This is a genomic window from Mycobacterium intracellulare ATCC 13950 (genome assembly GCF_000277125.1).
Taxonomy (GTDB): domain Bacteria; phylum Actinomycetota; class Actinomycetes; order Mycobacteriales; family Mycobacteriaceae; genus Mycobacterium; species Mycobacterium intracellulare.
Window position 1 is genome coordinate 1,104,123 of the sequence record NC_016946.1, and the last position, 23,220, is coordinate 1,127,342.

Below are 23,220 nucleotides of genomic sequence, written 5' to 3' on the forward strand. Positions count from 1 at the left end.
CGCCGCGCTCGGCGGGTGATGCGCGTCTCGCCCGTCCGTGAAACGCTCAGGTACGGTAATTCGGCTAATCCAGCGAGATGTCCAGCTGTTCCGCAGTGGAAGGTTGCCCATGACCGATCAACCGCCGACCGGCGGCGCCTACCCGCCGCCCCCCTCGTCGCCCGGCCCATCCGGTGGGCAGCAGCCGCCGTCCGGCGGTCAGGAGTTCCCGCCGCCTCCGTCGGCGCCCGGCGGCGGTTCCTACCCCCCGCCGCCACCGCCACCCGGCGGGTCCTACCCGCCACCGCCGCCGTCGTCCGGGGGCTACGCGCCGCCGCCGCCGGGACCGGCGATCCGGACCCTGCCGACGCAGGAGTACACGCCGTGGCTCACCCGCGCGCTGGCGTTCGTCATCGACATCCTCCCGTACGTCGTCGTGCACGGCATCGGCACCGCGATCCTGCTCGCCACGCAGCAGACGGCCTGCATCACCGACGTCACCCAGTACGCCGTCAACCAGTACTGCGCCACCCAGAATTCGACCCTGGGCATGGTGGCGCAGTGGTTGGCGTCGATCGTCGGGCTGTTCTACCTGATCTGGAATTACGGCTACCAGCAGGGCACGACCGGGTCGAGCGTCGGCAAATCGGTGATGAAATTCAAAGTGGTCAGCGAGATCACCGGCCAACCCCTGGGCTTCGGCCTGTCCGTGGTGCGGGCGCTGGCGCACTTCGTCGACGCGATCATCTGCTTCATCGGTTTCCTTTTCCCGCTGTGGGATTCGAAGCGTCAGACGCTGGCGGACAAGATCATGACGACCGTGTGCCTGCCGATCGACGGGACCGAAAGGCCGCCGGTCACCTAGGCTGATCGTCGATGAGCGACGACGGCAACCCACACCCCGAGTTCACCGGGCTGGCCACCAAAGCGATTCACGCCGGCTACCGGCCGGACCCGGCGACCGGAGCGGTCAACGCCCCGATCTACGCCAGCAGCACCTTCGCCCAGGACGGCGTCGGCGCATTGCGGGGCGGATTCGAATACGCGCGCACCGGCAACCCGACCCGCGCCGCGCTGGAGGCCGCGCTGGCCGCCGTCGAGGAAGGCAGCTACGGCCGGGCCTTCGCCTCGGGGATGGCCGCCACCGACTGCGCCCTTCGCACAGTGCTGCGGCCGGGTGACCACGTCGTGATCCCGAATGACGCCTACGGCGGCACGTTCCGGCTGATCGACAAGGTCTTCACCCAGTGGAACGTCGACTACACGCCCGTCGCGCTGCACGAGCTGGACGCCGTCGCCGCCGCGATCACGCCGCGCACCCGGATGATCTGGGTGGAAACCCCGACCAACCCGTTGCTGTCCATCGCCGATATCGCCGCCATCGCCGAGCTGGGCGAGCAGCATTCCGCGAAAGTGTTGGTGGACAACACCTTTGCCTCACCCGCGCTGCAGCAGCCGCTGACGCTGGGGGCAGACATCGTGCTGCACTCCACCACCAAGTACATCGGCGGCCATTCCGACGTGGTGGGCGGCGCGCTGGTCACCAACGACCAGGAACTCGACGACGCGTTCGGCTTCCTGCAGAACGGGGCCGGCGCGGTGCCCGGCCCGTTCGACGCCTACCTGACGATGCGCGGACTGAAGACCCTGGTGCTGCGCATGCAGCGGCACAGCGAAAACGCCATGGCCGTAGCGGAATTCCTTGCGGGCCATCGCGCGGTGAGCGCGGTGCTCTACCCCGGCCTGCCCAGCCACCCCGGGCACGAGGTCGCCGCGCGGCAGATGCGCGGGTTCGGCGGCATGGTCTCGGTGCGCATGAAAGGCGGCCGGGACGCCGCCGGGGATCTGTGCGCCAACACCAAGGTGTTCATCCTGGCCGAATCGCTGGGCGGGGTCGAGTCGCTGATCGAGCACCCCAGCGCGATGACGCATGCGTCGACGGCCGGGTCGCAATTGGAAGTGCCCGACGACCTGGTGCGGCTGTCGGTCGGCATCGAGGACGTCGCCGACCTGGTGGCCGATCTGCAGCAGGCCCTCGCCTAGCGCACCTCGCGCAAAGCGATCAGGAGTGGTACGGCTCCGCGCTGACCAGCGTGACCTCGACGGTGTTGCCGTTGGGCACCACGTAGCTGCGGGTCTCGCCCACCTTGGCGTCGATCAGGGCGCCGCCCAAAGGTGAATTCGGCGAGTACACCTCGAGCTTGCCGTCGTTGACGCCCTCCTGGCGGGTGGCGATGAGGAACGTCTCGGTGTCGGACTTGTCGCCGTTGTAGTAGACCTTCACCACCGAACCGGGCAGCGCGACGCCGGACTGCTTGGGCGCTTCGCCGACCTTGGCGTTGTTGAGCAGATCCTGCAGCTGGCGAATCCGGGCCTCCTGCTGGCCCTGCTCTTCGCGGGCGGCGTGGTAGCCGCCGTTTTCGCGCAGGTCGCCCTCCTCGCGGCGGTCGTTGATCTCCGCGGCGATGACCGGACGATTCGCGATCAACTGGTCGAGCTCGGCCTTGAGTCGGTCATGCGACTCCTGGGTCAGCCAGGTCACCGAAGTGTCCGTCATCTCGTCGTGCTCCTCGTATGTTGTTCCGCGAGTTCGCGTAAGTCCTGTTAACTCCGCCGTCGAAAGCGTGCGGGTCCATCCCCGTGTGCTGCGGCGCCGATCTGCTGACGGCCGCTAATGCAGCAACACGGTCCCAATCGGAACCGTGCATTCACCCATGTTACCACCGCGCGAACAACTGATGACTCCATCTTCGCTGTTCGGCGTCGATGGCGACGGTCAGGACGGGCGCAGGTAGGCGGGCACATCGGTGCCGCAGCCATAGATGTCGGCCACCGCCGGCGGCTGAGAGGATTTGACCGTCGTCGTCACCTGCACCGTGGCCGCGTCGGACGGCGGGACCAGCAGCTCACGTCGTCCCGTCTCGCTCCCGTCGGCGGAGCGGACCCGCACGATGCAGTCCACCGGGCGCGACGGATCCGATCGGGTCACGCTGATCGTTATCGACGCCGTCTGCTCGTCGATCACCCGGTACCCGGCCAGCGTCCCCTTGACATCACTGGTGCCGAAGCGGTGGTAGCCGACGGCGGCCACGGCCAGGCCTGCCGCGACGACCAGCACGCCCAGCGCGACGATCACCCATCGCCGGGGGATGCGCGACAGCCGGGAACGCCCGTAGCGGGCCTCCGGACGCGGAGTGGGGGTATCGGTCATGGCTGGTTATGCCTGGTTGTCGGCCGCCGGCCACCGGCCGACAGCATGCAACGATGTGGAACTGGAATTATAGGGTCAGACCGGGTGACCACCCGAGGTGACAAGGGAGCACGTGAGCGAATTGCGGTTGATGGCGGTGCACGCCCACCCCGACGACGAGTCCAGCAAGGGCGCGGCCACCCTGGCCCGCTACGCCGACGAGGGGCATCGGGTGCTGGTGGTGACGTTGACCGGCGGTGAGCGCGGCGACATCCTCAACCCCGCGATGGATCTGCCCGAGGTGCACGGGCACATCGCCGAAATCCGCCGCGACGAGATGGCCAAGGCCGCGGAGATCCTCGGGGTGGAGCACACCTGGCTCGGCTTCGTCGACTCCGGCCTGCCCAAGGGCGACCCCCCGCCCCCGCTGCCCGAGGGGTGTTTCGCGCTGGTACCGCTGGAGGAGTCGATCGAGGCGCTGGTGCGCGTCGTACGCGAGTTCCGCCCGCACGTGATGACCACGTACGACGAGAACGGCGGCTACCCCCATCCCGATCACATTCGCTGCCACCAGGTTTCGGTCGGCGCTTTCGAGGCGGCCGGCGATTATCGGCGCTTCCCGGACGCCGGTGAACCGTGGACGGTGTCCAAGCTGTACTACAACCACGGCTTTCTGCGGGCCCGGATGCAGTTGCTGCACGACGAGGCCCTCAAGCACGGTCACGAACCGCCGTTCAAGAAGTGGCTCGAGCACTGGGACGCCGCGCACGACCCGTTCGAATCCCGGGTGACCACGCGCGTCGAGTGCTCGGCCTATTTCAGCCAGCGCGACGACGCGCTGCGGGCGCACACCACGCAGATCGACCCCGACCACGACTTCTTCGCGGCGCCCATCGAATGGCAGCAACGGCTTTGGCCCACCGAGGAATTCGAGTTGGCCCGCTCGCGGGTCCCGGCCCGGCTGCCCGAGGACGACCTGTTCGCCGGGATCGAGACGGACGCGTGAATCACCTCGTCCTCCTCGCGAGCGCCGCCGGCTGGCAGGCCGACAACGCGCCGCAGCACACCGGGCCCGACTTCGGCAAGGCCAGCCCGGTCGGGCTGCTGATCGTCGTGTTGTTGTTGATCAGCACGCTGTTCTTGCTGCGCTCGATGAACCGGCAGCTGAAGAAGGTGCCGGAGTCGTTCGACCCCAAGCATCCCGAGCCGGACCAGGCCGCGGACGAGGGCACCGACGCGGTCGACCCGGGCGCCGGGCAGGCCCCGGATCGGGCGGACGGGTCGCCGCGACCCCCGGGATCCGGCGATGAGCCAGGCTGACTCGTCCGCCGCGAACACCCTGGGGCTGGCCACCAGCCCGTATCTGCGGCAGCACGCCGACAATCCGGTGCACTGGCAGCAGTGGACACCGGAGGCGCTGGCCGACGCCGCCGCCCGCGACGTGCCGATCCTGCTGTCGGTCGGCTACGCGGCCTGTCACTGGTGTCACGTCATGGCGCACGAGTCGTTCGAGGACGCCGACGTCGCCGCCGCGATGAACGCGGGATTCGTCTGCATCAAGGTCGACCGCGAGGAACGGCCCGACATCGACGCGGTGTACATGAACGCCACGGTGGCGCTCACCGGGCAGGGCGGCTGGCCGATGACCTGTTTCCTCACGCCGGACGGGCGGCCCTTCTTCTGCGGCACCTACTATCCGAAAGATAGCTTCCTGCAACTTCTTTCGGCCGTCTCGGCCACATGGCGGGAGCGTCGCGGTGAGGTCGAGGAGGCGTCCGACCATATCGCCGGCGAGCTGCGCAAGATGGCTTCCGGTGTCGCGCGTGGCGGCCCCGCGGTGGCGGCCGACCTGTGTGACCACGCCGTCGCCGCGCTGCTCGGGGACGAGGACACCGTGCACGGCGGGTTCGGCGGTGCGCCCAAATTCCCGCCCTCGGCGCTGCTCGAGGCGCTGCTGCGCAACTACGAGCGCACCGGATCGCCAGCGGCGCTCGACGCGGTGTCGCGCGCGGGCAGCGCAATGGCCCGCGGCGGCATCTACGACCAGCTCGGCGGCGGCTTCGCCCGGTACAGCGTCGACAACGCTTGGGTGGTACCGCATTTCGAGAAGATGCTGTACGACAACGCGCTGCTGCTGCGCGCCTACGCGCACTGGGCCCGGCGTACCGGCGATCCGCTGGCGCGCCGAATCGCCGACCAGACCGCCCGGTTCCTGCTCGACGACCTCGCCGATGGTGCCATGTTCACCTCATCGCTGGACGCCGACGCCGACGGCCGCGAGGGCTCGACCTATGTGTGGACGCCGGAACAGCTGAACGACGCGCTCGGGCCCGACGACGGTCGTTGGGCCGCACAGGTTTTCGCGGTCACCCCGGCCGGCACCTTCGAGCACGGCGCCTCGGTGCTGCAGCTCCCCGCCGATCCGGAGGATGCGCAGCGGGCCGAACGCGTGCGGGCCGCGTTGTTGAACGCCCGGCGCGCCCGCATCCAGCCCGGCCGCGACGACAAGATCGTCACGTCGTGGAACGGGCTGGCGATCACCGCCTTGGCCGAGGCCGGCGTGGCGTTGGACGAGCCCGAGTTCGTCCACGCCGCAAGCCGTTGCGCGCGGGCGCTGCTCGACCTGCACGTGGTCGACGGCAGGCTGCGGCGCGCCAGCCTCGGCGGCGTGGTCGGCGACAGCGCCGCCATCCTCGAGGACCACGCGATGCTGTCCACCGGGCTGCTGGCGCTCTACCAGCTGACGGGCGAGGCGGCCTGGCTGACAAGGGCGACCGATCTGTTGGACACCGCGTTGGCGCACTTCGCCGATCGTGAGCAGCCCGGCCGCTGGTTCGACACCGCCGACGATGCCGAGCGGTTGATGCTGCGGCCCGCCGACCCGCTGGACGGGGCGACCCCGTCGGGCGCGTCGTCGATCACCGAGGCCCTGCTGACCGCGGCGCACGTGGTCGACGGGGAGCGCGCCGAGCGGTACCTGCGGGCGGCGGACGACGCGCTGCGCGCGCACTCGGTGCTGCTGGAGCGTGCGCCGCGGTCGGCCGGGCATTGGCTGGCCGTGGCGGAGGCCGCGGTCCGCGGGCCGCTGCAGATCGCGGTGGCCTGCGACCCGTCGTGGTCGCCGCTGCTGGCCGAGGCGCGACGGCTGGCGCCCGGCGGGGCGGTCGTCGTGGGCGGGGACGTCGATTCCTCGGCGCTGCTGGCGGGCCGCGACCGGGTGGCCGGCGCCGACGCCGCCTACGTGTGTCGTGGCCAGGTCTGCGACCTGCCGGTGACCACCGCGGCCGAACTGGCCGCCGCCCTGGCTGTTTCCAGCCGCTGAGCCGATGGTGGTGACCCGCTGCGCCCGGCTGCGCCGCGCTGGCGATCACCACTGGGTCGATGGTGGTGACCCGCTGCGCCCGGCTGCGCCGCGCTGGCGATCACCACTGGGTCGATGGTGGTGACCCGCTGCGCCCGGCTGCGCCGCGCTGGCGATCACCACTGAAGCCGGGTTACCCTGCCTCCCATGCCGAATGCCGCCAAGACCGAAGCGATCAGAAGCACGGTCCACCGCTACATCGAGCTGGTCGCCAAGGGCAGCGCCGACGACTTGGTCGAGCTGTACGCCGACGACGCCACGGTCGAGGACCCCGTCGGCGGCGAGGTGCACATCGGGCGCCAAGCGATCCACGGCTTCTACTCCGCGGTCGACAACCTGCAGCGCGAATGCGAACTGAAGACGCTGCGCGTGGCCGGCAACGAGGCGGCCTTCCAGTTCCGGCTGACCGTGACCGCCGGCGAGCACCGGATGGTGATCGAGCCGATCGATGTCATGGTCTTCGACGGCAGCGGGAAGATCGCGGCGATGAAGGCGTACTGGTCACCCGACGACGACGTCGACCAGGGCTAGCCGGGCCATCAGGCTCCCAGCAGCCACGCGTGTTCTTCCGTGTAGAACACGGCGAACCACATGGCGATGTAATGCAGGATCGCCGCGATCGCGGTGAAGGCGTGGAAGAACTCGTGATAGCCGAACGTCCGCGGCCACAGGTCGGGCCAGCGTAGACCGTAGAAAATGCCACCGACGCTGTAGAACACACCGCCCACGGCCAGCAGCACCATCGCGGCCACCCCGGCCTGGTGCAGAATCGTCGGCGCGTACCAGATCGCCACCCAGCCCAACAGCAGATAGAGCGGTACACCCAGCCAGCGCGGCGCCGTCGGCCAGCACACCTTCAGCGCGATGCCCGCGAGCGCGCCGCCCCACACGATGCACAGCACCACCACGCCGGTGTCCTGCGGCATGACCAGCCGCGCGAACGGCGTGTAGCTGCCGGCGATGAAGATGAAGATCATCGAATGATCGAGCCGCTTCATGCGAATCCGGGCCAGGTCCGATTTCCAGTGCACCCGGTGATAGGTCGCGCTGACCGCGAACAACGCCACCGTGCACGCGGCGTAGATCAGCGTCGAATGCCCGGCGCGGGGCGAGGACGCCGCCCACGACACCGACACCAGCGTGGCGCCGGCGATGATCGCCAGCCACGCCGAGTAGAAGTGGATCCAGCCGCGCATCCGGGGTTTGCCCAAAACATTGGCGGCCCCTTCGGCGAGTCGCTCGACGGTGTTGCCCGGGGCGATCGGCTCGGGTTCGCGCTCAGGATGCGGGACGGTGCTGGTCTGGCTGCTCATGTCTCCTGTGGAATGTCTCTACAACGGGGACGCCGGTGGCCACGGTGCCATGGGCGGGGTGTAAGAGCCAGAGTAGCCAGAGATGGTTACGGCGCAGTGTCGACTTCTCGGCCGGCTGCTCGGATGACCGGCCGAAATCGCAACCCGGAATCCATTGCGCCTGGCAGTAGGGTGTGTGTTCGTGGAAATCATCCCGCGGCGACTCAAAGAGCCGCTGTATCGGATCTACGAGATGCGGCTGCGGCAGGGCCTGACCGCTTCCAAGTCGGAACTGCCCCGCCACATCGCGGTGCTGTGCGACGGGAACAGGCGCTGGGCGCGCGACGCGGGGTACGACGACGTGAGCTATGGCTACCGCATGGGTGCGGCCAAGATCGCCGAGATGCTGCGCTGGTGCCAGGAAGCCGGCATCGAAATGACCACCGTCTACCTGCTTTCCACGGAGAACCTGCAGCGCGATCCCGACGAGCTGGCCGGGCTCATCGAGATCATCACCGACGTCGTCGAGGAGATCTGCGCGCCGGCCAACCGCTGGAGCGTGCGCACCGTCGGCGACCTCGAGCTGCTCGGCGAGCAACCGGCCCGCCGGCTGCGCGGGGCGGTGGAGTCCACCCCGGTCGTGGCGCCCTTCCACGTCAACGTCGCCGTCGGCTACGGCGGTCGCCGCGAGATCGTCGACGCGGTGCGTTCGCTGCTGAGCAAGGAACTCGCCAACGGCGCGACCGCCGAAGAGCTGATCGACACCGTCACCGTCGATGCGATCTCGGAAAATCTCTACACCTCCGGTCAGCCCGATCCCGACCTGGTGATCCGCACCTCGGGCGAGCAACGGCTCTCCGGCTTCCTGCTGTGGCAAAGCGCGTACTCGGAGATGTGGTTCACCGAGGCGCACTGGCCCGCCTTCCGCCGCGTCGACTTCCTGCGCGCGCTGCGCGACTACAGCCAGCGCCATCGCCGCTACGGGAAGTAAATCCGCTGCGCCTGTGACTCGTGGGGCGGCTGATCCCGCCCGACTGGCGCGTGTCAAATATTTACAAAATAACGGGAATAGCCGGGTGAACCACCTCGTCGTTGTATCCGTGGCAATAGCCAACACCGCCATCGCGAGGAGTAATCACATGTTGCTTGTTTCTGGTGTATCCGGCCTCACCACGCGGCCGCTCTACGACGCGACCGACTCGCTGTTGCGCTTCGCCGTGCGCTCCGACGCCACCCTGACGGGACTCTTCGGCTTGGTCATCGCCTTCCTCGCCGACCCGCTCTCGTCGCTGACCGGCCTGACGTCCTTCGAGAATTACGCCATGGGGGCCTTCTTAGTGATCTACGGCCTCGTGGTGTTCAGCCTCGGGGCGATGCCGGACGTGCGCGGTGTCGGCATCGGCGTGATCGTGGCCAACATCTTTTTCACGCTGTCCTCGATCGTGGCAACCGAGGCATTGCCGCTGACCGTCACCGGGGCCGCGCTGACGCTGGCCAGCGGCGCCTACGCGGCCGCGTTCGCCGCGCTCCAGTACCTGGGAGTGCGTGGCCTCGAGACGGCGTAGTCGCGCCTAGAGCTTGCGCAGCCGCAGCCGGTTGATCGAGTGGTCGGCGTCCTTGCGCAGCACCAGCGTGGCGCGTGGCCGGGTGGGCAGGATGTTCTCGACCAGGTTGGGCCGGTTGATGGAGCGCCAGATCTCGCGGGCGGCGGCGACGGCCTTGGTGTCGTTGAGCGCCGCGTAGTGGTGGAAGTGCGACTCGGGATCGGCGAAGGCCGTGCTGCGCATGGCCAAAAACCGCGAGATGTACCACTGCTCGATGTCCTCGATCCGCGCGTCCACATAGACGCCGAAGTCGAACAGGTCCGACACCATCAGGGTCGGACCGGTCTGCAAAACGTTGAGGCCCTCGAGTATCAGGATGTCGGGATGCCGCACCACGTGCTTGGCCCCGGGGATCACGTCGTATTTCAAATGCGAATACACCGGCGCGCACGCGTAGTCCGAGCCCGACTTGACCGACGTCACGAACCGCATCAGCGCCCGACGGTTGTAGCTTTCCGGAAACCCCTTGCGATGCATCAGGTTTCGCCGGTCCAGCTCGGCATTGGGGTACAGGAATCCGTCGGTGGTCACCAGGTCCACCCGGGGATGATGGTCCCAGCGCGCCAAGAGCGCCTGCAGCACACGGGCGGTCGTCGACTTGCCGACCGCCACGCTGCCGGCGACCCCGATGATGAACGGCACCGGCCGGTCCGGGTTTTGCTGAGGTTCACCCAGGAACTCGGCGGTGGCGGCGAACAACCGCTGGCGCGCCGCGACCTGCAGGTGAATCAGCCGGGCCAGCGGCAGGTAAACCTCTTCGACTTCGAGCAAGTCGATCTGTTCACCCAGACCGCGCAGGCCGACCAGTTCCTCCTCGGTGAGGGCCAGCGGCGTCGACATACGAAGCGCACGCCATTGCTTTCGGTCGAACTCCACATAAGGGCTCGGCTCGCTAAGCCGCGGCATAGTGCAAGTGTTGCAGGAGCGCCGAAAAGCCCGACGGCTGGGCTGGCGAAAAGTCGGCGCTGGATAGACTGGCGCCGTGACTGCTGCACCTGACGCCCGCGCCACGACCTCCGTGATGTCCGTCCCGCTCGCCGAGGTCGATCCCGACATCGCCGGGCTGCTGGGCCAGGAGCTGGGCCGCCAGCGCGACATGCTGGAAATGATCGCGTCGGAGAACTTCGTCCCGCGCGCGGTGCTGCAGGCCCAGGGCAGCGTGCTGACCAACAAGTACGCCGAGGGCTTGCCGGGGCGCCGCTACTACGGCGGCTGCGAGTACGTCGACGTCGTGGAGAACATCGCCCGCGACCGGGCCAAGGCCCTCTTCGGCGCCGACTTCGCCAACGTGCAGCCGCATTCGGGCGCCCAGGCCAACGCCGCCGTCCTGCACGCGCTGATGACGCCGGGGGAGCGGCTGCTGGGTCTGGACCTGGCCAACGGCGGCCACCTGACGCACGGCATGAAGCTGAACTTCTCCGGCAAGCTCTACGAGAACGGTTTCTACGGCGTCGACCCGACGACGCATCTCGTCGACATGGACGCGGTGCGCGCCAAGGCGCTGGAATTTCGCCCCAAGGTCATCATCGCCGGTTGGTCGGCCTACCCGCGGATCCTCGACTTCGCGGCGTTCGCCTCGATCGCCGACGAGGTCGACGCCAAGCTCTGGGTGGACATGGCGCACTTCGCGGGCTTGGTCGCGGCCGGCCTGCACCCCTCGCCGGTGCCGCACGCCGACATCGTGTCGACGACCATTCACAAGACGCTCGGCGGCGGCCGCTCGGGCATGATCCTCGGCAAGCAGGAGTACGCCAAGGCGATCAACTCGGCGGTCTTCCCCGGCCAGCAGGGTGGACCGCTGATGCACGTCATCGCGGGCAAGGCCGTCGCGCTGAAGATCGCGAGCACCCCCGAATTCGTCGAGCGGCAGCAGCGCACCCTGTCGGGCGCGCGCATCCTCGCCGACCGGCTGTTGGCCGCCGACGTCGCCAAGGCAGGCGTATCGGTGGTCAGCGGCGGCACCGACGTGCACCTGGTGCTGGTGGATCTGCGCAACTCCCCGCTCGACGGCCAAGCCGCCGAGGACCTGCTGCACGAGGTCGGCATCACCGTCAACCGCAACGCCGTGCCCAACGACCCGCGGCCGCCGATGGTCACGTCGGGGCTGCGGATCGGCACGCCCGCCCTGGCCACCCGCGGCTTCGGCGACGCCGAGTTCAGCGAGGTCGCCGACGTCATCGCCACCGCCCTGGCCGCGGGCAGCTCGGCCGACGTGGCGGGGCTGCGCCAGCGCGTGACACGGCTGGCGCAGGAGTTCCCGCTGTACGACGGCCTCGAAGACTGGGCGCTGGTCGGTCGCTGACGCCCGTCTGGTCGGGTTCGAGGACCAACGTCACCACTTGCTCCGACACGACCCCGCCGATTTCATGAACCTGTGTACGCGGGTTACAGTTATCTCATGGCCGAAAGACCCGTCGCTAACGCGCTGACCCTGGAACTCGAGCCGGTCGTCGAAGCGAACGTCGACCGCCACCTGTCCACCGAAGAGCTCTGGTTCGCCCACGATTACGTGCCGTTCGATCGGGGCGAGAACTTCGCATTCCTCGGTGGGCGCGACTGGGACCCGTCGTCGATGACATTGCCGAGACCGCTGACCGACGCCTGCGAGATCATGCTGCTGCTCAAGGACAACCTGGCCGCGCACCACCGCGAGCTGGTCGAGCACTTCATCCTCGAGGACTACTGGGGCCGCTGGCTGGGCCGGTGGACCGCCGAGGAGCACCTGCACGCCATCGCGTTGCGCGAGTACCTGGTGGTGACCCGCGAAGTCGACCCGACCGCCAACGAAGAGGCCCGCGTCCAGTACGTCATGAAGGGCTACCGCGCCGACACCTACTCGCAGGTGGAGACCCTGGTGCACATGGCGTTCGTCGAACGCACCCACGCCGTGTTCTGCGAGAACCTGGCCGCCAAGCTCGAGGAGCCCATCCTGGCCGGCCTGATCGACCGGATCGCCCGCGACGAGCGGCGGCACGAACTGTTCTTCTCCAACCTCGTCGAGCACTGCCTGGGATACACCCGCGACGAGACGATCGCGGCGATCGCCGCCCGTGCGGCCGACCTGGATGTGCCCGGCGCCGACATCGACGCGTACCGCGACAAGGTGCAGAACGTCGAAAAGGCAGGCATTTTCGGTCCGGAGCAGCTGCGTCAGGCGATCTCCGACCGCATCGCCGCATGGGGGCTCGCGGACGAGCCCGCGCTGCGGCAATTCATCGTCGGCTGAGCCGCGTCCCCGTCCCCGATCCCTTTGGGGGGTCGTCGCGGCTCGTCATGTCGGCGCGCCTGCACAGCGGGCACGCGACCACGGGAGTAGCGTCGTTCCCGATGGTCAGCGTCATGCTCTGCTGCCAGGGCGGCACCTCCCGTCATCACAACGGAAGGACCGGCCCCGGTCCTGGTGCTGCGGTTCCCGTCGACATGCCTGTGCGGGTCCGCGCGGGCTCATCCCGCTCGAGGAGCGCTACGTGACCGATATCCGGACCTACGTGATCGACACTTCCGTGCTGCTGTCCGACCCATGGGCGTGCAGCCGGTTCGCCGAACACGAGGTGGTTGTTCCGTTGGTGGTGATCAGCGAGCTGGAGGCCAAACGCCACCACCACGAGCTGGGATGGTTCGCCCGCCAGGCGTTGCGCCTGTTCGACGATCTTCGGCTTGTGCACGGGCGCCTGGATCAACCCATTCCCGTTGGGACACAAGGCGGTACGCTCCACGTCGAACTCAACCACACGGACCCGGCGGTGCTGCCCGCCGGCTTCCGCAACGACAACAACGACTGCCGGATCCTGAGTTGCGCCGCCAACCTGGCCGCCGAAGGCAAACGAGTCACGTTGGTCAGCAAGGACATTCCGCTTCGGGTCAAGGCCGCCGCGGTGGGGCTGGCCGCCGACGAATACCACGCCCAAGACGTCGTGGCCTCCGGCTGGTCGGGCATGCGGGAGATCGAAACCGCCACCGAGGATATCGACGCCCTGTTCAGCGACGGCGAGATCGATCTGGCGGAAGCCCGAGACCTGCCCTGCCACACCGGTATTCGGCTGCTCGGTGGCAGCTCTCACGCGCTGGGCAGGGTCAACGCGGACAAGCGCGTTCAGCTGGTCCGCGGTGACCGCGAGGTGTTCGGATTGCGTGGGCGGTCCGCCGAACAGCGGGTCGCGCTGGACTTGCTGCTCGACGAGTCGGTGGGCATCGTGTCGCTGGGCGGCAAGGCCGGCACCGGCAAGTCGGCGCTGGCGCTGTGCGCCGGGCTGGAGGCCGTGCTGGAGCGGCGGACCCAGCGCAAGGTGGTGGTCTTCCGCCCGTTGTACGCCGTCGGCGGCCAGGAGCTGGGATACCTGCCCGGCAGCGAGAGCGAAAAGATGGGCCCGTGGGCGCAGGCCGTGTTCGACACCCTCGAGGGGCTGGCCAGCCCGGCGGTCCTCGAGGAAGTGCTGTCCCGCGGCATGCTCGAAGTGCTGCCGCTGACCCACATCCGGGGACGTTCGCTGCACGACTCGTTCGTCATCGTCGACGAGGCGCAGTCGCTGGAGCGCAACGTGTTGCTGACCGTGCTGTCCAGGCTGGGCACCGGGTCGCGGGTGGTCCTGACCCACGACATCGCCCAGCGCGACAACCTGCGGGTGGGCCGCCACGACGGGGTCGCGGCGGTGATCGAGAAGCTCAAGGGCCACCCGCTGTTCGCCCACATCACCCTGTTGCGCAGCGAGCGCTCGCCGATCGCCGCGCTGGTCACCGAGATGCTCGAGGAGATCGCCGGGCCGCACTGAGCGGTTTCGCCGTGAAGCTGTATTCCACGACAGCTCCACTCGCGATATGTGTCGATGGTTGCAGTCTCGCGGTGAGTACGCTTTTACCGTGGCGAAACGACCCGACACCTTGGCCTGGCGCTACGGGCGCACGCTGGCCGGTGTCGTCGCCGCCGTCGCGGTGCTGGTGATCGGCGGGCTGACCGGTCACGTGACGCGCGCCGACGACCTGTCCTGCTCGGTCGTCAAATGCGTCGCGCTGACGTTCGATGACGGCCCCGGGCCCTTCGACGAGCGGCTGCTGCAGATCCTCAAGGGCAACGACGCGAAGGCCACCTTCTTTCTGATCGGCAACAAGGTGGCCGCCAACCCGGCGGGGGCCAAACGCATCGCCGACGCGGGGATGGAAATCGGCAGCCACACCTGGGAACACCCCAACATGACCACCATCCCGCGGGAGGACATCGCCGCGCAGTTCTCCAAGGCGAATGACGCGATCACCGCCGCGACCGGCCACACGCCGACGTTGTACCGGCCCGCGGGCGGCTTGTCCGACCCGGTGGTGCGCCAGACCGCCGGGCAATTCGGTCTGGCCGAAATCCTTTGGGACGTCATCCCTTTCGATTGGGCCAACGACTCGAACACGGCGGCGACGCGATCGATGCTGATGACCTACATCAAACCGGGCTCGGTGGTGCTGTTCCATAACACCTACTCGAGCACCGTCGATCTGGTCTATCAGTTCATCCCGGTGCTCAAGGCCAACGGCTACCGGATGGTGACGGTCAGCGAACTGTTGGGACCACGCGCGCCCGGCAGCAGTTACGGCGGCCGGGAGAACGGGCCACCCGTCAACGGTCTGCGCGACATCCCCGCCGGTGACATCCCCACGCTGCCCAACACGCCCTCACCCAAGCCGATGCCCAACTTCCCGATCACCGACATCCCCGGGCAGAATTCCGGCGGGCCGAACAATGGTGCCTAGCGCGACGAGCGGGGCCGCGACGAAAGGACGAAAGTCCGCTCGACGGTGGATGTTTCACTACGGCCTCGACTTGAGTCTGTCGTATGTGCTGGCGGTCGTCGAAGCGGCCGCCATCTTGATCCCGTTGCGCGGCCACACGTCCGTCGGGGCCAACGCCGACTTCGCGCGGCACAGCACGGGGCCGGTGGCGCTGCTCGTCGTGCTGGGCATCATCGGCGTCTCGGTGGCCGGCGCCTTGAGCCTGGCGCCCACACTGCGCTGGTTCGTGCCGGGCGACGAACCGACACCACAACAACGCGAGGCCGTGATGAAGCTCGCCGGGCGCCAGTCGGCGATCCTGGTGACGGCCTGGGCGCTGAGCGGCGGGACCTTCATCCTGCTGAATCTTGGTGGCGGGGCCCGACTTCTGCTACCCATCGTGCTCGGCGTGCTGCTCGGCGGCTCGGCCGCCGCCGGCACGGGGATGCTGCTCGCGCAACGCACCCTGCGCCCCATCATGCGTGCCGCCACACTGGGCGCCGAGCCACGGCTGGCCGTGCCGAGCGTGTACGCGCGACTGGTTCTGCTGTGGTTCCTCTGCAGCGCGTTTCCCATCGCGGTCATCGCGTCCCTGGTCGTTCTGCGCTCCTACGGGTGGCTGATCGAGAAGTCGGCATCGTTGGACGTGCCGATCCTGGTGGTGTCGTTGGCGGCGCTGGTGTTGGGACTGCCGACGATGATCCTGACCTCGCGGTCCATCTCGGACCCGATCGGGGAGGTCGTCGACGCCATGGCGGAGGTTGAACATGGCCGCATGGAAACCTACGTCGGCGCCTACGAACGTTCCCAGATCGGGCGGCTGCAAACGGGTTTCAACCGTATGGTGGCCGGGCTCGCCGAGCGCGACCGGCTACGTGACCTGTTCGGCCGCCACGTCGGCGCCGACGTCGCGCAGCGCGCCGTCGAAGAGGGAGCCTCCCTGTCCGGCGACGTGGTCGAAGCGGCGGTGCTCTTCATCGACCTGGTGGGTTCCACCCAGCTCGCGGAAAGCCGCCCGCCGCAAGAAGTCGCCGAGGTGCTCAACGACTTCTTCCGGATCGTCGTCAACGCCGTCGACGAACACCACGGATTGATCAACAAATTCGCCGGAGACGCCGCGCTGGCCGTCTTCGGGGTGCCATTGCCGACCAGCGAGCCGGCGTCCGCAGCGCTGGCGACGGCCCGGGCGCTGGCCACTCAACTGCGCCGGCTGCCAGTCGATTTCGGCGTCGGCGTCTCCGCGGGGCGCGTGTTCGCCGGCAACGTCGGCGCCGAGAACCGCTACGAATACACCGTGATCGGCGACGCCGTCAACGAGGCCGCGCGGCTGGCCGACCTCGCCAAGACGTCCGATCGGCGAATCCTGTGTTCGGCGGCCGCCATCGATGCGGCCGGTGAGGCCGAACGCGGGCACTGGGCCGAATGCTATTCCACCGTATTGCGTGGGCGATCCGAGACGACCCACGTCTCGGCGCCAACCACCTAGGACCAGGGCCGCGTCAGGATTTCGCGACCTTCAGCGCGGCGATGATCTTGCCGACGAGGTCCGCCGACGCGGTGTCACCGATGGGTGTGCTGCCGATGAACACGGTGACCGGCTTGGTGTCGACCGCGATGATGCTGACCGAGTCGCCCTTGACGTTGCGGGTGGGATCGGCGATCGTGACGTCGGCGTCGGCCCGCACCGCCTTGGTCCCGTCCACGGTGATCGACGACGTCTTGACCGGTCCCAGCGTGGGTGTCGCGTTGGCATAGCCGGGGCCGTTGACCACGCACTGCATCAGTTTGGTGGCTTGCGCCGTAAGGTCCATGCTGGCAACGAAATTGGTGACGCCGACCTCGGCCGTCATCATCCACTGATTGGCCCCGGGCACGTCCTGGGCGACGCCGAGTCCGCCGATCAGGTTGGGGCCCTGGTCATCGGAGAACACCGTCCACCCGGACGGCGCCGCACTGGCCGGGAACGACAGCTTTCCGGCGGTGATCGAGTCGCCCCGGGGCATCTCACCGCCGGACACGTTCGGGGTGCAATCCGTGGCGTTCTGTGCCGAATTCTTCGGTTGCGAGACCGACGTGCTCGTCGACGGCGGCGCGGCGCTCGATCGCTTGTTGCCGTGGCCGCCCTTCATCACCACGAGGGTGGCCACCAGCGCGATCACGGCCAGCGCGACCAGGCCGGCGACGATCAGCCAGGGCAGCTTCGAGCCGCCTGGGGGAGGGCCGGGCGGGTAGGGCCCGCCGGGCGGAAATGGTTGTCCCGGCGGGGGATACTGCGGTGCCTGGTACGGATTGACGGCGGGACCACCCGGCGGCGGATACGGGTACTGACCGCCCGGCGGGTAGCCGTACGGACCCCCCTGCGGGTAAGGACCCTGCGGGTAAGCGCCGCCGGCCGGCGGCTGGCCACCCCAATTCGGTTCCTGCCCATAGGGATTGCTTCCGTAAGGCCCAGGGCCGTAGGGGCCGCCGCCGGGAGGAGCCGTCATGGAAAAACCACCCTTACACTCATCGACACCGTCGCCGCGTGACGGTCGGGCCTAGTCTTCCGGCTTGACCTTCGCCATGGCCAGCACGTCGAGCCGGCGGTCGAGCTCCTCGATCGACAGCTTGTCGCCGATCAGGCCGCGGTCGATCACGGTCTGGCGAATCGTCTTGCGCTCCTTGAGGGCCTGCTTGGCGACCGCGGCGGCCTCCTCGTATCCGATCGCCGAGTTCAGCGGCGTCACGATGGACGGCGACGACTCGGCGAGCTCGCGCAGGTGCTCGACGTTGGCCGCCAGGCCGGTGATGCAGCGCTCCGCGAACAGCTTCGAGACGTTGGTCAGCAGCTTGAACGACTCGAGGATGTTGCGGGCCATCATCGGGATGTACACGTTGAGCTCGAACGCACCGTTCCCGCCGCCCCACGCGACCGCGGCGTCGTTGCCGATCACCTGCGCGGCCACCTGCGTAACTGCTTCGGGGAGAACGGGATTCACCTTGCCGGGCATGATCGAGCTACCCGGTTGCAGGTCGGGCAGCTGAATCTCGGCCAGGCCGGTCAGCGGGCCCGAGCCCATCCAGCGGACGTCGTTGGCGATCTTGGTCAGCGACACGGCGATGGTGCGCAGCGCGCCGGACGCCTCGACCAGGCCGTCGCGCGCGGCCTGGGCCTCGAAGGAGTTTGCCGCCGTGCGCAATTCGCTCAGGCCGGTGGAGGCAACCAACGTTTCGACGACCTTGGCGCCGAAGCCGTCGGGAGCGTTGAGACCGGTGCCCACCGCGGTGCCGCCGATCGCCAGCTCACCGAGCCGGGGCAGCGTGGCGCGCACCCGCTCGATGCCGGCCTCGATCTGGCGGGCGTACCCGCTGAATTCCTGGCCGAGCGTCACGGGCACGGCGTCCATCAGGTGGGTGCGGCCCGACTTGACCACGGTGTGCCATTCGCGGGCCTTGCTCGCCAGCGCGTCATGCAGCACCTCGAGCGCCGGGATGAGGTGGCGCACGGCGGCTTCGGTGGCCGCGATGTGGGTCGCGGTGGGGAAGGTGTCATTCGACGACTGCGACATGTTGACGTCGTCGTTCGGGTGCACCGTGACGCCGTTGGCCGCGGCGATGCTGGCGATCACCTCGTTGGTGTTCATGTTGGAGCTGGTGCCCGAACCGGTCTGGAAGACGTCGATCGGAAACTGGTCGTCGTGGCGGCCGTCGGCGATTTCGGCGGCCGCGGCGATGATCGCGTCGGCCTTCTCCGGGGCCAGCAGCCCGAGGTCCTTGTTGACCTGCGCGCACGCGCCCTTCAGCAGGCCCAGGGCGCGGATCTGGGTGCGCTCCAGCCCGCGGCCCGAGATCGGAAAGTTCTCGACCGCGCGCTGGGTTTGCGCGCGCCACAACGCTTTTGCGGGGACGCGGACCTCGCCCATGGTGTCGTGCTCGATGCGGTACTCGGTGTCATCCGTGGCCATAGAGTGCTGGCTTCCTCGTTCTTCGATCTGGCGGTCAGGGCAGGGGATAGGCGGCAGAACTGTCGCCGGTGAAGTCGATGGCGGAGTATTCGTTGAGCTTCGAAAGCCGGTGGTAGGCCTCGATCATGCGGACGGTGCCCGATTTCGACCGCATGACGATCGACTGGGTGGTGCAGCCGCCGGGGTAGTACTGCACGCCCTTGAGCAGGTCGCCGTTGGTGACCCCGGTGGCGCAGAAGAAGACGTTCTCGCCGGACACGAGGTCCTCGGTGGTCAAGATCTGATCGAGGTCATAGCCGGCGTCGATGGCCTTTTGGCGTTCCTCGTCGTCGGTGGGGGCCAGCTGCGCCTGGATGGCGCCACCCATGCACCGGATCGCGGCGGCCGCGATGATGCCTTCCGGCGTACCGCCGATCCCGGCCAGCATGTCGGTGCCCGAGTGCGGCCGGCAGGCCGAGATCGCGCCCGCGACGTCGCCGTCGGTGATCAGCCGGATGCGGGCCCCGGTGGCCCGGACGTCCTCGATCAGCTGGGCGTGCCGCGGCCGGTCGAGAATGCATACGGTCATGTCGCGCACCGACAACGCCTTCACCTTCGCGACGGCCTTGATGTTCTCGGCGATCGGCGCGGTGATGTCGAGCACGTGCGCCGCCTCGGGGCCGACGGCGATCTTGTTCATGTAGAAGACCGCCGACGGGTCGAACATCGCGCCGCGGTCGGCCACCGCCAGCACGGAGATGGCGTTGGGCATGCCCTTACTCATCAGTGTGGTGCCGTCGATCGGATCGACGGCGAAGTCGCACTCCGCGCCGTCCCCGTTGCCGACCTCTTCGCCGTTGTAGAGCATCGGCGCGTGGTCCTTCTCACCCTCGCCGATCACGACCACGCCGCGCATCGACACCGAGTTGACCAGCTCGCGCATCGCGTCGACGGCCGCGCCGTCACCGCCCTCTTTGTCGCCGCGGCCTACCCAGCGTCCGGCCGCCATGGCGCCGGCCTCGGTGACCCGGACCAGTTCCAAGGCCAGGTTGCGGTCTGGAGCCTCACCGCGCGGCCGCGCTTGCGCTGGAGCTCGGCCATTGGCGGTGGACGAGCGGTCGCCCTCAACTGTCATGGTTGCTGATTGTCCCAGAAGCGGATCGGTCCGCTGGAACTGGGATACTCGGGGGATGACCGAGAAGCCGCCGCTGAATGCCAGCTCGGACGGCTCTGTGGCCGACGAGCCGGCCCCGGCCGCCGGGCCCGCGCCCAGGCCGGCGAAGCCTCGGCTGCTGCAGGACGGCCGGGACATGTTCTGGTCCCTGATTCCGCTGGTCATTGGCTGCGTGGTGCTGGCCGGGCTGCTGGGCATGTGTTCGTTTCAGCTCGACAGCCGCAGGGGCCCCATCCCGTCCTATGACGCCGCGGCGGCCCTGCGGGCGGACGCGGCGACGCTCGGCTTTCCCATCCGCCAACCGCAGTTGCCCGGCGGCTGGCAGGCCAACTCTGGGCACCGCGGCGGCATCCCCAACGGGCGATCCGACCCCGCGACGGGTCAACGCGTGAACGCGCCCATCTCGGTGGTCGGATACATCAGCCCGAGCGGCATGTATCTGAGCCTGACCCAGAGCAACGCCGACGAGGACAAGCTGATCAACTCGATCCATCCGTCGGCGTATCCCACCGGGGCGGTCGACGTCAGCGGGACCAACTGGGTCGTCTATCAGGGGTCCGGCGAAAGCGGCGCGGACGCCGAAGCCGTGTGGACGACCCGGCTAAGCGGCCCGGGCGGCGCGACGCAGATCGCGATAACCGGCGCCGGAAGCAGCGATCAGTTTCGTACGCTGGCCTCGGCGACGCAATCGCAGCCGCCGCTGCCGACGAGCCGATAGAAGGGGACTCGCATGGGTGCACCGGAGGCAGATCTGTCCGGGTGGTCGGCGGCGCCGTTCAGCGGTGGCGGCTACACCCACGACGTCTACCGCAAGGGCGCCGGCCCCGGTGTGGTGCTGATCCCTGAGCTGCCCGGAATACATCCCGGCGTGCTGGGCTTGGGTAATCACCTGGTGGACAACGGTTTCACCGTCGCAATCCCGTCGCTGTTCGGCGAGCCGGGCCGTGCCAAGACGGCCGGTTACCTCGTCGGCGCCATCGGACGAGCCTGTGTGGCAAGGGAATTCGCGGCGTTGGCGCTGAACAAGCAGCGGCCGGTGTCGGCGTTCCTGCGCGCGCTCGCGCGCGACCTCAACGCCTCGACGCCCGGCAAGGGCGTCGGCGTGATCGGCCAATGTTTCACCGGGGGATTCGCATTGGCCGCCGCGGTCGACGACAGCGTGCTGGCCCCGGTACTGTCGCAGCCGTCGGTGCCGTTCCCGCTCGGCGCCGCTCGGCGCCGCGACCCCGGCCTGAGCGAGTCCGAGCTGACCACCGTGGCCGACCGCTGCGCCACTGACGGCTTGTGCGCCATGGGATTACGATTCAGCGAGGACAAACTGTCGCCGGGCGAGCGGTTCGCGACGCTCAAGGAGCGCCTCGGGGACGCGTTCGAGGTGATCGACATCGATTCGGGCCCGACCAATCAGCACGGCTTCGGCAAGGCAGCGCATTCGGTGCTGACCGATGAGGTCCGTGAAATCGACGGACACCCCGCCTACGAGGCCCGTAAACGCGTGGTCCGATTCCTCACCGAGCGGCTCACCTAGCGGTCCGCTAGGCCGACCGCCTCGAACTGGCGAAATTCTCGGCGAGATCTGCTGCCTTGGCGACGCTTTCGGCGGGTGTCGTCATCCGGGCGGCAAGGTCGCGAGCTCGGATTGCGTACTCCGGCGCCAAGATTCGGCGCAGGTCTGCGACGAGCGATTCCCGGGTGGTGGCGGATAGGCGGCGGTGGGTGCCCACCTTGAGGCGGCGTTTCACCTGGGCTCCCCAGATGATCTGATTGCCGTCCACGGACAGGACCAGGGTGGGAATTCCGGCACGCAGACTTGCGGCGGTGGTGCCCGATCCGCCGTGGTGCACGGCGGCCCGGCACAGGGGAAAGATGGACGCGTAATTCAGCGCGCCGACCACCTTGACGTGATCGGAATGCGGGACGTCGTCGAAGTCGCCCCAGCCGGCGCAAATCAACGCCCGCTCGCCCAACTGCGCGCACGCCCCGCTGATCATCTCGATCGTGTCGGACGGAGATTCCACCGGCATGCTGCCGAAGCCGAAGAAAATCGGCGGTGTTCCCGCGGCAATCCACGATGCGGCCTCGTCGTCGGCGCCCGTCGCCAACTCCATCGTCAGCGCGCCCACGAAGGGCCGTTGGCGCCGCCATTTCGCCCATTCGGCCGCCAATCCCGGGAAGGCAACCTCGTCGTATGCCTGAATTTCCAAGGCTCTCAATGCGGCAATTCGTCGCGGTGAGGAAGACGTTGTCTTCGGCAGGCCGAGTTCGCCGCGCTGCGCGTCCTCGAGCTTTTTGCTCAGGCGCCACGTCAGCCAGTCGAACGCCCGCACCGCGAAGCGAGAGGCCGGTGCCGGCAAGATCGCCACAACCTGGCCGTTGGGACGCATCGGAACATGGTGCAGGGTAACCAACGGAAGACCATGGTATTCAGCCACATTGGCGGCGATTTCCTGATAGGTCTGCCCGGCGAGTACCACGTCGGCCCCCTCCGCCAACGACTTCAATGTCTCGTTCATGTGCGCCCAAGACTGGTCGGTGACCTTCTTGATTTCGAGCCCAGACCGCGATATGTCCCGAACCCTCCAGAACCTGCTGAACAGCGTCGTGGTGAAGGTGCGAAACGCGTCCATCCAGGCGTTCGTCTCCGCCCCGTAGGGCACCGCGGACAGGCCGGCCGATTGCGCGAAGCCGACCAAATCGGGCGGGACTGCGATGCACACATCATGCCCTCTGCGCTGCAGTTCGCGGCCGATAACAACAGCAGGCTCGATATCGCCTCGAGTTCCATAGCTTGCCAGCGCAAATCTCATGACGGATCTCAAACTTTCAATCGAGTGAAACCGGGACGGGTCACGTTATCTCTGAGTACAATTCGGACCATTTCACGATGTCGTCCAGGGGGCTGAGGAAATCAGTGTGCCTAATATCGCTGCACTCTATGGCAGCTCT

Annotated in this window: 23 protein-coding genes; 15 read left to right on the forward strand and 8 right to left on the reverse strand. The window is 68.2% G+C overall.

The features are described 5' to 3' along the window. Nucleotides 1-109 precede the first annotated feature (109 nt). Complete coding sequence (locus OCU_RS30445; protein ID WP_009954594.1) at nt 110-844, forward strand: RDD family protein; 735 nt, start codon at nt 110-112, stop codon at nt 842-844. A gap of 11 nt (nt 845-855) precedes the next feature. Further along, nucleotides 856-2,022: a cystathionine gamma-synthase gene (locus tag OCU_RS30450; protein WP_009954595.1), complete on the forward strand. Its 1,167-nt coding sequence runs from the start codon at nt 856-858 to the stop codon at nt 2,020-2,022. 19 nt (nt 2,023-2,041) lie between these two features. On the opposite strand, the gene greA is transcribed toward OCU_RS30450, so the two are convergent. Further along, on the reverse strand, nt 2,042-2,536 hold the full coding sequence (gene greA / locus OCU_RS30455; RefSeq protein WP_007168983.1) for a transcription elongation factor GreA: 495 nt from the start codon (nt 2,534-2,536) through the stop codon (nt 2,042-2,044). A gap of 219 nt (nt 2,537-2,755) precedes the next feature. Beyond that, nucleotides 2,756-3,190, reverse strand: a complete 435-nt coding sequence (locus OCU_RS30460) for a DUF4307 domain-containing protein (RefSeq protein ID WP_014379376.1) — start codon at nt 3,188-3,190, stop codon at nt 2,756-2,758. Between the two features lie 112 nt (nt 3,191-3,302). On the opposite strand from OCU_RS30460, the gene mca reads away from it, so the two are divergent. The 4 genes from mca to OCU_RS30480 all read left to right on the forward strand — a co-directional run bounded on the left by mca (nt 3,303) and on the right by OCU_RS30480 (nt 7,061). Then, complete coding sequence (gene mca / locus OCU_RS30465) at nt 3,303-4,175, forward strand: mycothiol conjugate amidase Mca (RefSeq protein ID WP_008254328.1); 873 nt, start codon at nt 3,303-3,305, stop codon at nt 4,173-4,175. Beyond that, entirely contained in the window at nt 4,172-4,489 is a 318-nt protein-coding gene (locus OCU_RS30470; RefSeq protein ID WP_009954600.1) for a hypothetical protein, read from the forward strand. The genes mca and OCU_RS30470 overlap by 4 nt, the downstream gene beginning before the upstream one ends. Then, entirely contained in the window at nt 4,476-6,491 is a 2,016-nt protein-coding gene (locus OCU_RS30475) for a thioredoxin domain-containing protein (RefSeq protein WP_014379377.1), read from the forward strand. The genes OCU_RS30470 and OCU_RS30475 overlap by 14 nt, the downstream gene beginning before the upstream one ends. A gap of 186 nt (nt 6,492-6,677) precedes the next feature. After that, nucleotides 6,678-7,061 carry a nuclear transport factor 2 family protein gene (locus tag OCU_RS30480; RefSeq protein ID WP_008254332.1) on the forward strand — a complete coding sequence of 128 codons (384 nt, stop codon included), beginning with the start codon at nt 6,678-6,680 and terminating at the stop codon, nt 7,059-7,061. 8 nt (nt 7,062-7,069) lie between these two features. Here the strand turns inward: OCU_RS30480 and trhA are convergent, their stop codons facing one another. Continuing rightward, entirely contained in the window at nt 7,070-7,843 is a 774-nt protein-coding gene (gene trhA, locus OCU_RS30485; RefSeq protein ID WP_008254333.1) for a PAQR family membrane homeostasis protein TrhA, read from the reverse strand. A 181-nt stretch (nt 7,844-8,024) separates the two neighbouring features. Between trhA and OCU_RS30490 the strand changes: the two genes are divergently transcribed. Both OCU_RS30490 and OCU_RS30495 read left to right on the forward strand, forming a co-directional pair. Next, on the forward strand, nt 8,025-8,813 hold the full coding sequence (locus tag OCU_RS30490; protein ID WP_008254334.1) for a (2Z,6E)-farnesyl diphosphate synthase: 789 nt from the start codon (nt 8,025-8,027) through the stop codon (nt 8,811-8,813). 148 nt (nt 8,814-8,961) lie between these two features. Next, complete coding sequence (locus OCU_RS30495; RefSeq protein ID WP_014379379.1) at nt 8,962-9,387, forward strand: hypothetical protein; 426 nt, start codon at nt 8,962-8,964, stop codon at nt 9,385-9,387. Between the two features lie 6 nt (nt 9,388-9,393). Here OCU_RS30495 and coaA read toward each other — a convergent pair whose 3' ends face one another. Next, a complete protein-coding gene (coaA, locus tag OCU_RS30500; RefSeq protein WP_008254336.1) occupies nt 9,394-10,332 on the reverse strand; it encodes a type I pantothenate kinase in 939 nt (312 codons plus the stop codon). A gap of 115 nt (nt 10,333-10,447) precedes the next feature. Between coaA and glyA the strand changes: the two genes are divergently transcribed. The 5 genes from glyA (at nt 10,448) to OCU_RS30525 (ending at nt 16,663) form a co-directional block, all read left to right on the forward strand. Beyond that, nucleotides 10,448-11,728, forward strand: a complete 1,281-nt coding sequence (glyA, locus tag OCU_RS30505; protein ID WP_009953456.1) for a serine hydroxymethyltransferase — start codon at nt 10,448-10,450, stop codon at nt 11,726-11,728. A gap of 96 nt (nt 11,729-11,824) precedes the next feature. After that, nucleotides 11,825-12,652, forward strand: coding sequence for an acyl-ACP desaturase (locus tag OCU_RS30510; protein ID WP_008254339.1), 828 nt, complete (start codon nt 11,825-11,827; stop codon nt 12,650-12,652). Between the two features lie 241 nt (nt 12,653-12,893). Continuing rightward, entirely contained in the window at nt 12,894-14,195 is a 1,302-nt protein-coding gene (locus OCU_RS30515) for a PhoH family protein (RefSeq protein ID WP_008254341.1), read from the forward strand. 88 nt (nt 14,196-14,283) lie between these two features. Further along, nucleotides 14,284-15,159 (forward strand): polysaccharide deacetylase family protein, encoded by an 876-nt coding sequence (locus tag OCU_RS30520; protein WP_009953454.1) that lies wholly within the window; start codon nt 14,284-14,286, stop codon nt 15,157-15,159. A 49-nt stretch (nt 15,160-15,208) separates the two neighbouring features. Beyond that, the gene (locus OCU_RS30525) at nt 15,209-16,663 is read left to right on the forward strand and encodes an adenylate/guanylate cyclase domain-containing protein (protein WP_008254355.1); all 1,455 of its coding nucleotides are present in this window, start codon (nt 15,209-15,211) and stop codon (nt 16,661-16,663) included. Between the two features lie 13 nt (nt 16,664-16,676). Here the strand turns inward: OCU_RS30525 and OCU_RS30530 are convergent, their stop codons facing one another. The 3 genes from OCU_RS30530 to glpX are packed head-to-tail and all read right to left on the reverse strand — an operon-like array spanning nt 16,677 to nt 20,235. Continuing rightward, nucleotides 16,677-17,663, reverse strand: coding sequence for a hypothetical protein (locus tag OCU_RS30530; protein WP_014379382.1), 987 nt, complete (start codon nt 17,661-17,663; stop codon nt 16,677-16,679). Between the two features lie 51 nt (nt 17,664-17,714). After that, entirely contained in the window at nt 17,715-19,121 is a 1,407-nt protein-coding gene (locus OCU_RS30535; protein ID WP_008254358.1) for a class II fumarate hydratase, read from the reverse strand. A gap of 34 nt (nt 19,122-19,155) precedes the next feature. Continuing rightward, complete coding sequence (gene glpX, locus OCU_RS30540) at nt 19,156-20,235, reverse strand: class II fructose-bisphosphatase (protein ID WP_026071430.1); 1,080 nt, start codon at nt 20,233-20,235, stop codon at nt 19,156-19,158. A gap of 55 nt (nt 20,236-20,290) precedes the next feature. Here glpX and OCU_RS30545 point away from each other — a divergent pair, with 55 nt between their 5' ends. Together OCU_RS30545 and OCU_RS30550 are read left to right on the forward strand one after the other, a co-directional pair. Beyond that, nucleotides 20,291-20,992 carry a DUF4245 domain-containing protein gene (locus OCU_RS30545; protein ID WP_008254364.1) on the forward strand — a complete coding sequence of 234 codons (702 nt, stop codon included), beginning with the start codon at nt 20,291-20,293 and terminating at the stop codon, nt 20,990-20,992. 12 nt (nt 20,993-21,004) lie between these two features. After that, on the forward strand, nt 21,005-21,802 hold the full coding sequence (locus OCU_RS30550) for a dienelactone hydrolase family protein (protein ID WP_009953450.1): 798 nt from the start codon (nt 21,005-21,007) through the stop codon (nt 21,800-21,802). 7 nt (nt 21,803-21,809) lie between these two features. Here OCU_RS30550 and OCU_RS30555 read toward each other — a convergent pair whose 3' ends face one another. Continuing rightward, nucleotides 21,810-23,081, reverse strand: a complete 1,272-nt coding sequence (locus OCU_RS30555; protein ID WP_041787035.1) for a glycosyltransferase — start codon at nt 23,079-23,081, stop codon at nt 21,810-21,812. Between the last annotated feature and the right edge of the window lie 139 nt (nt 23,082-23,220).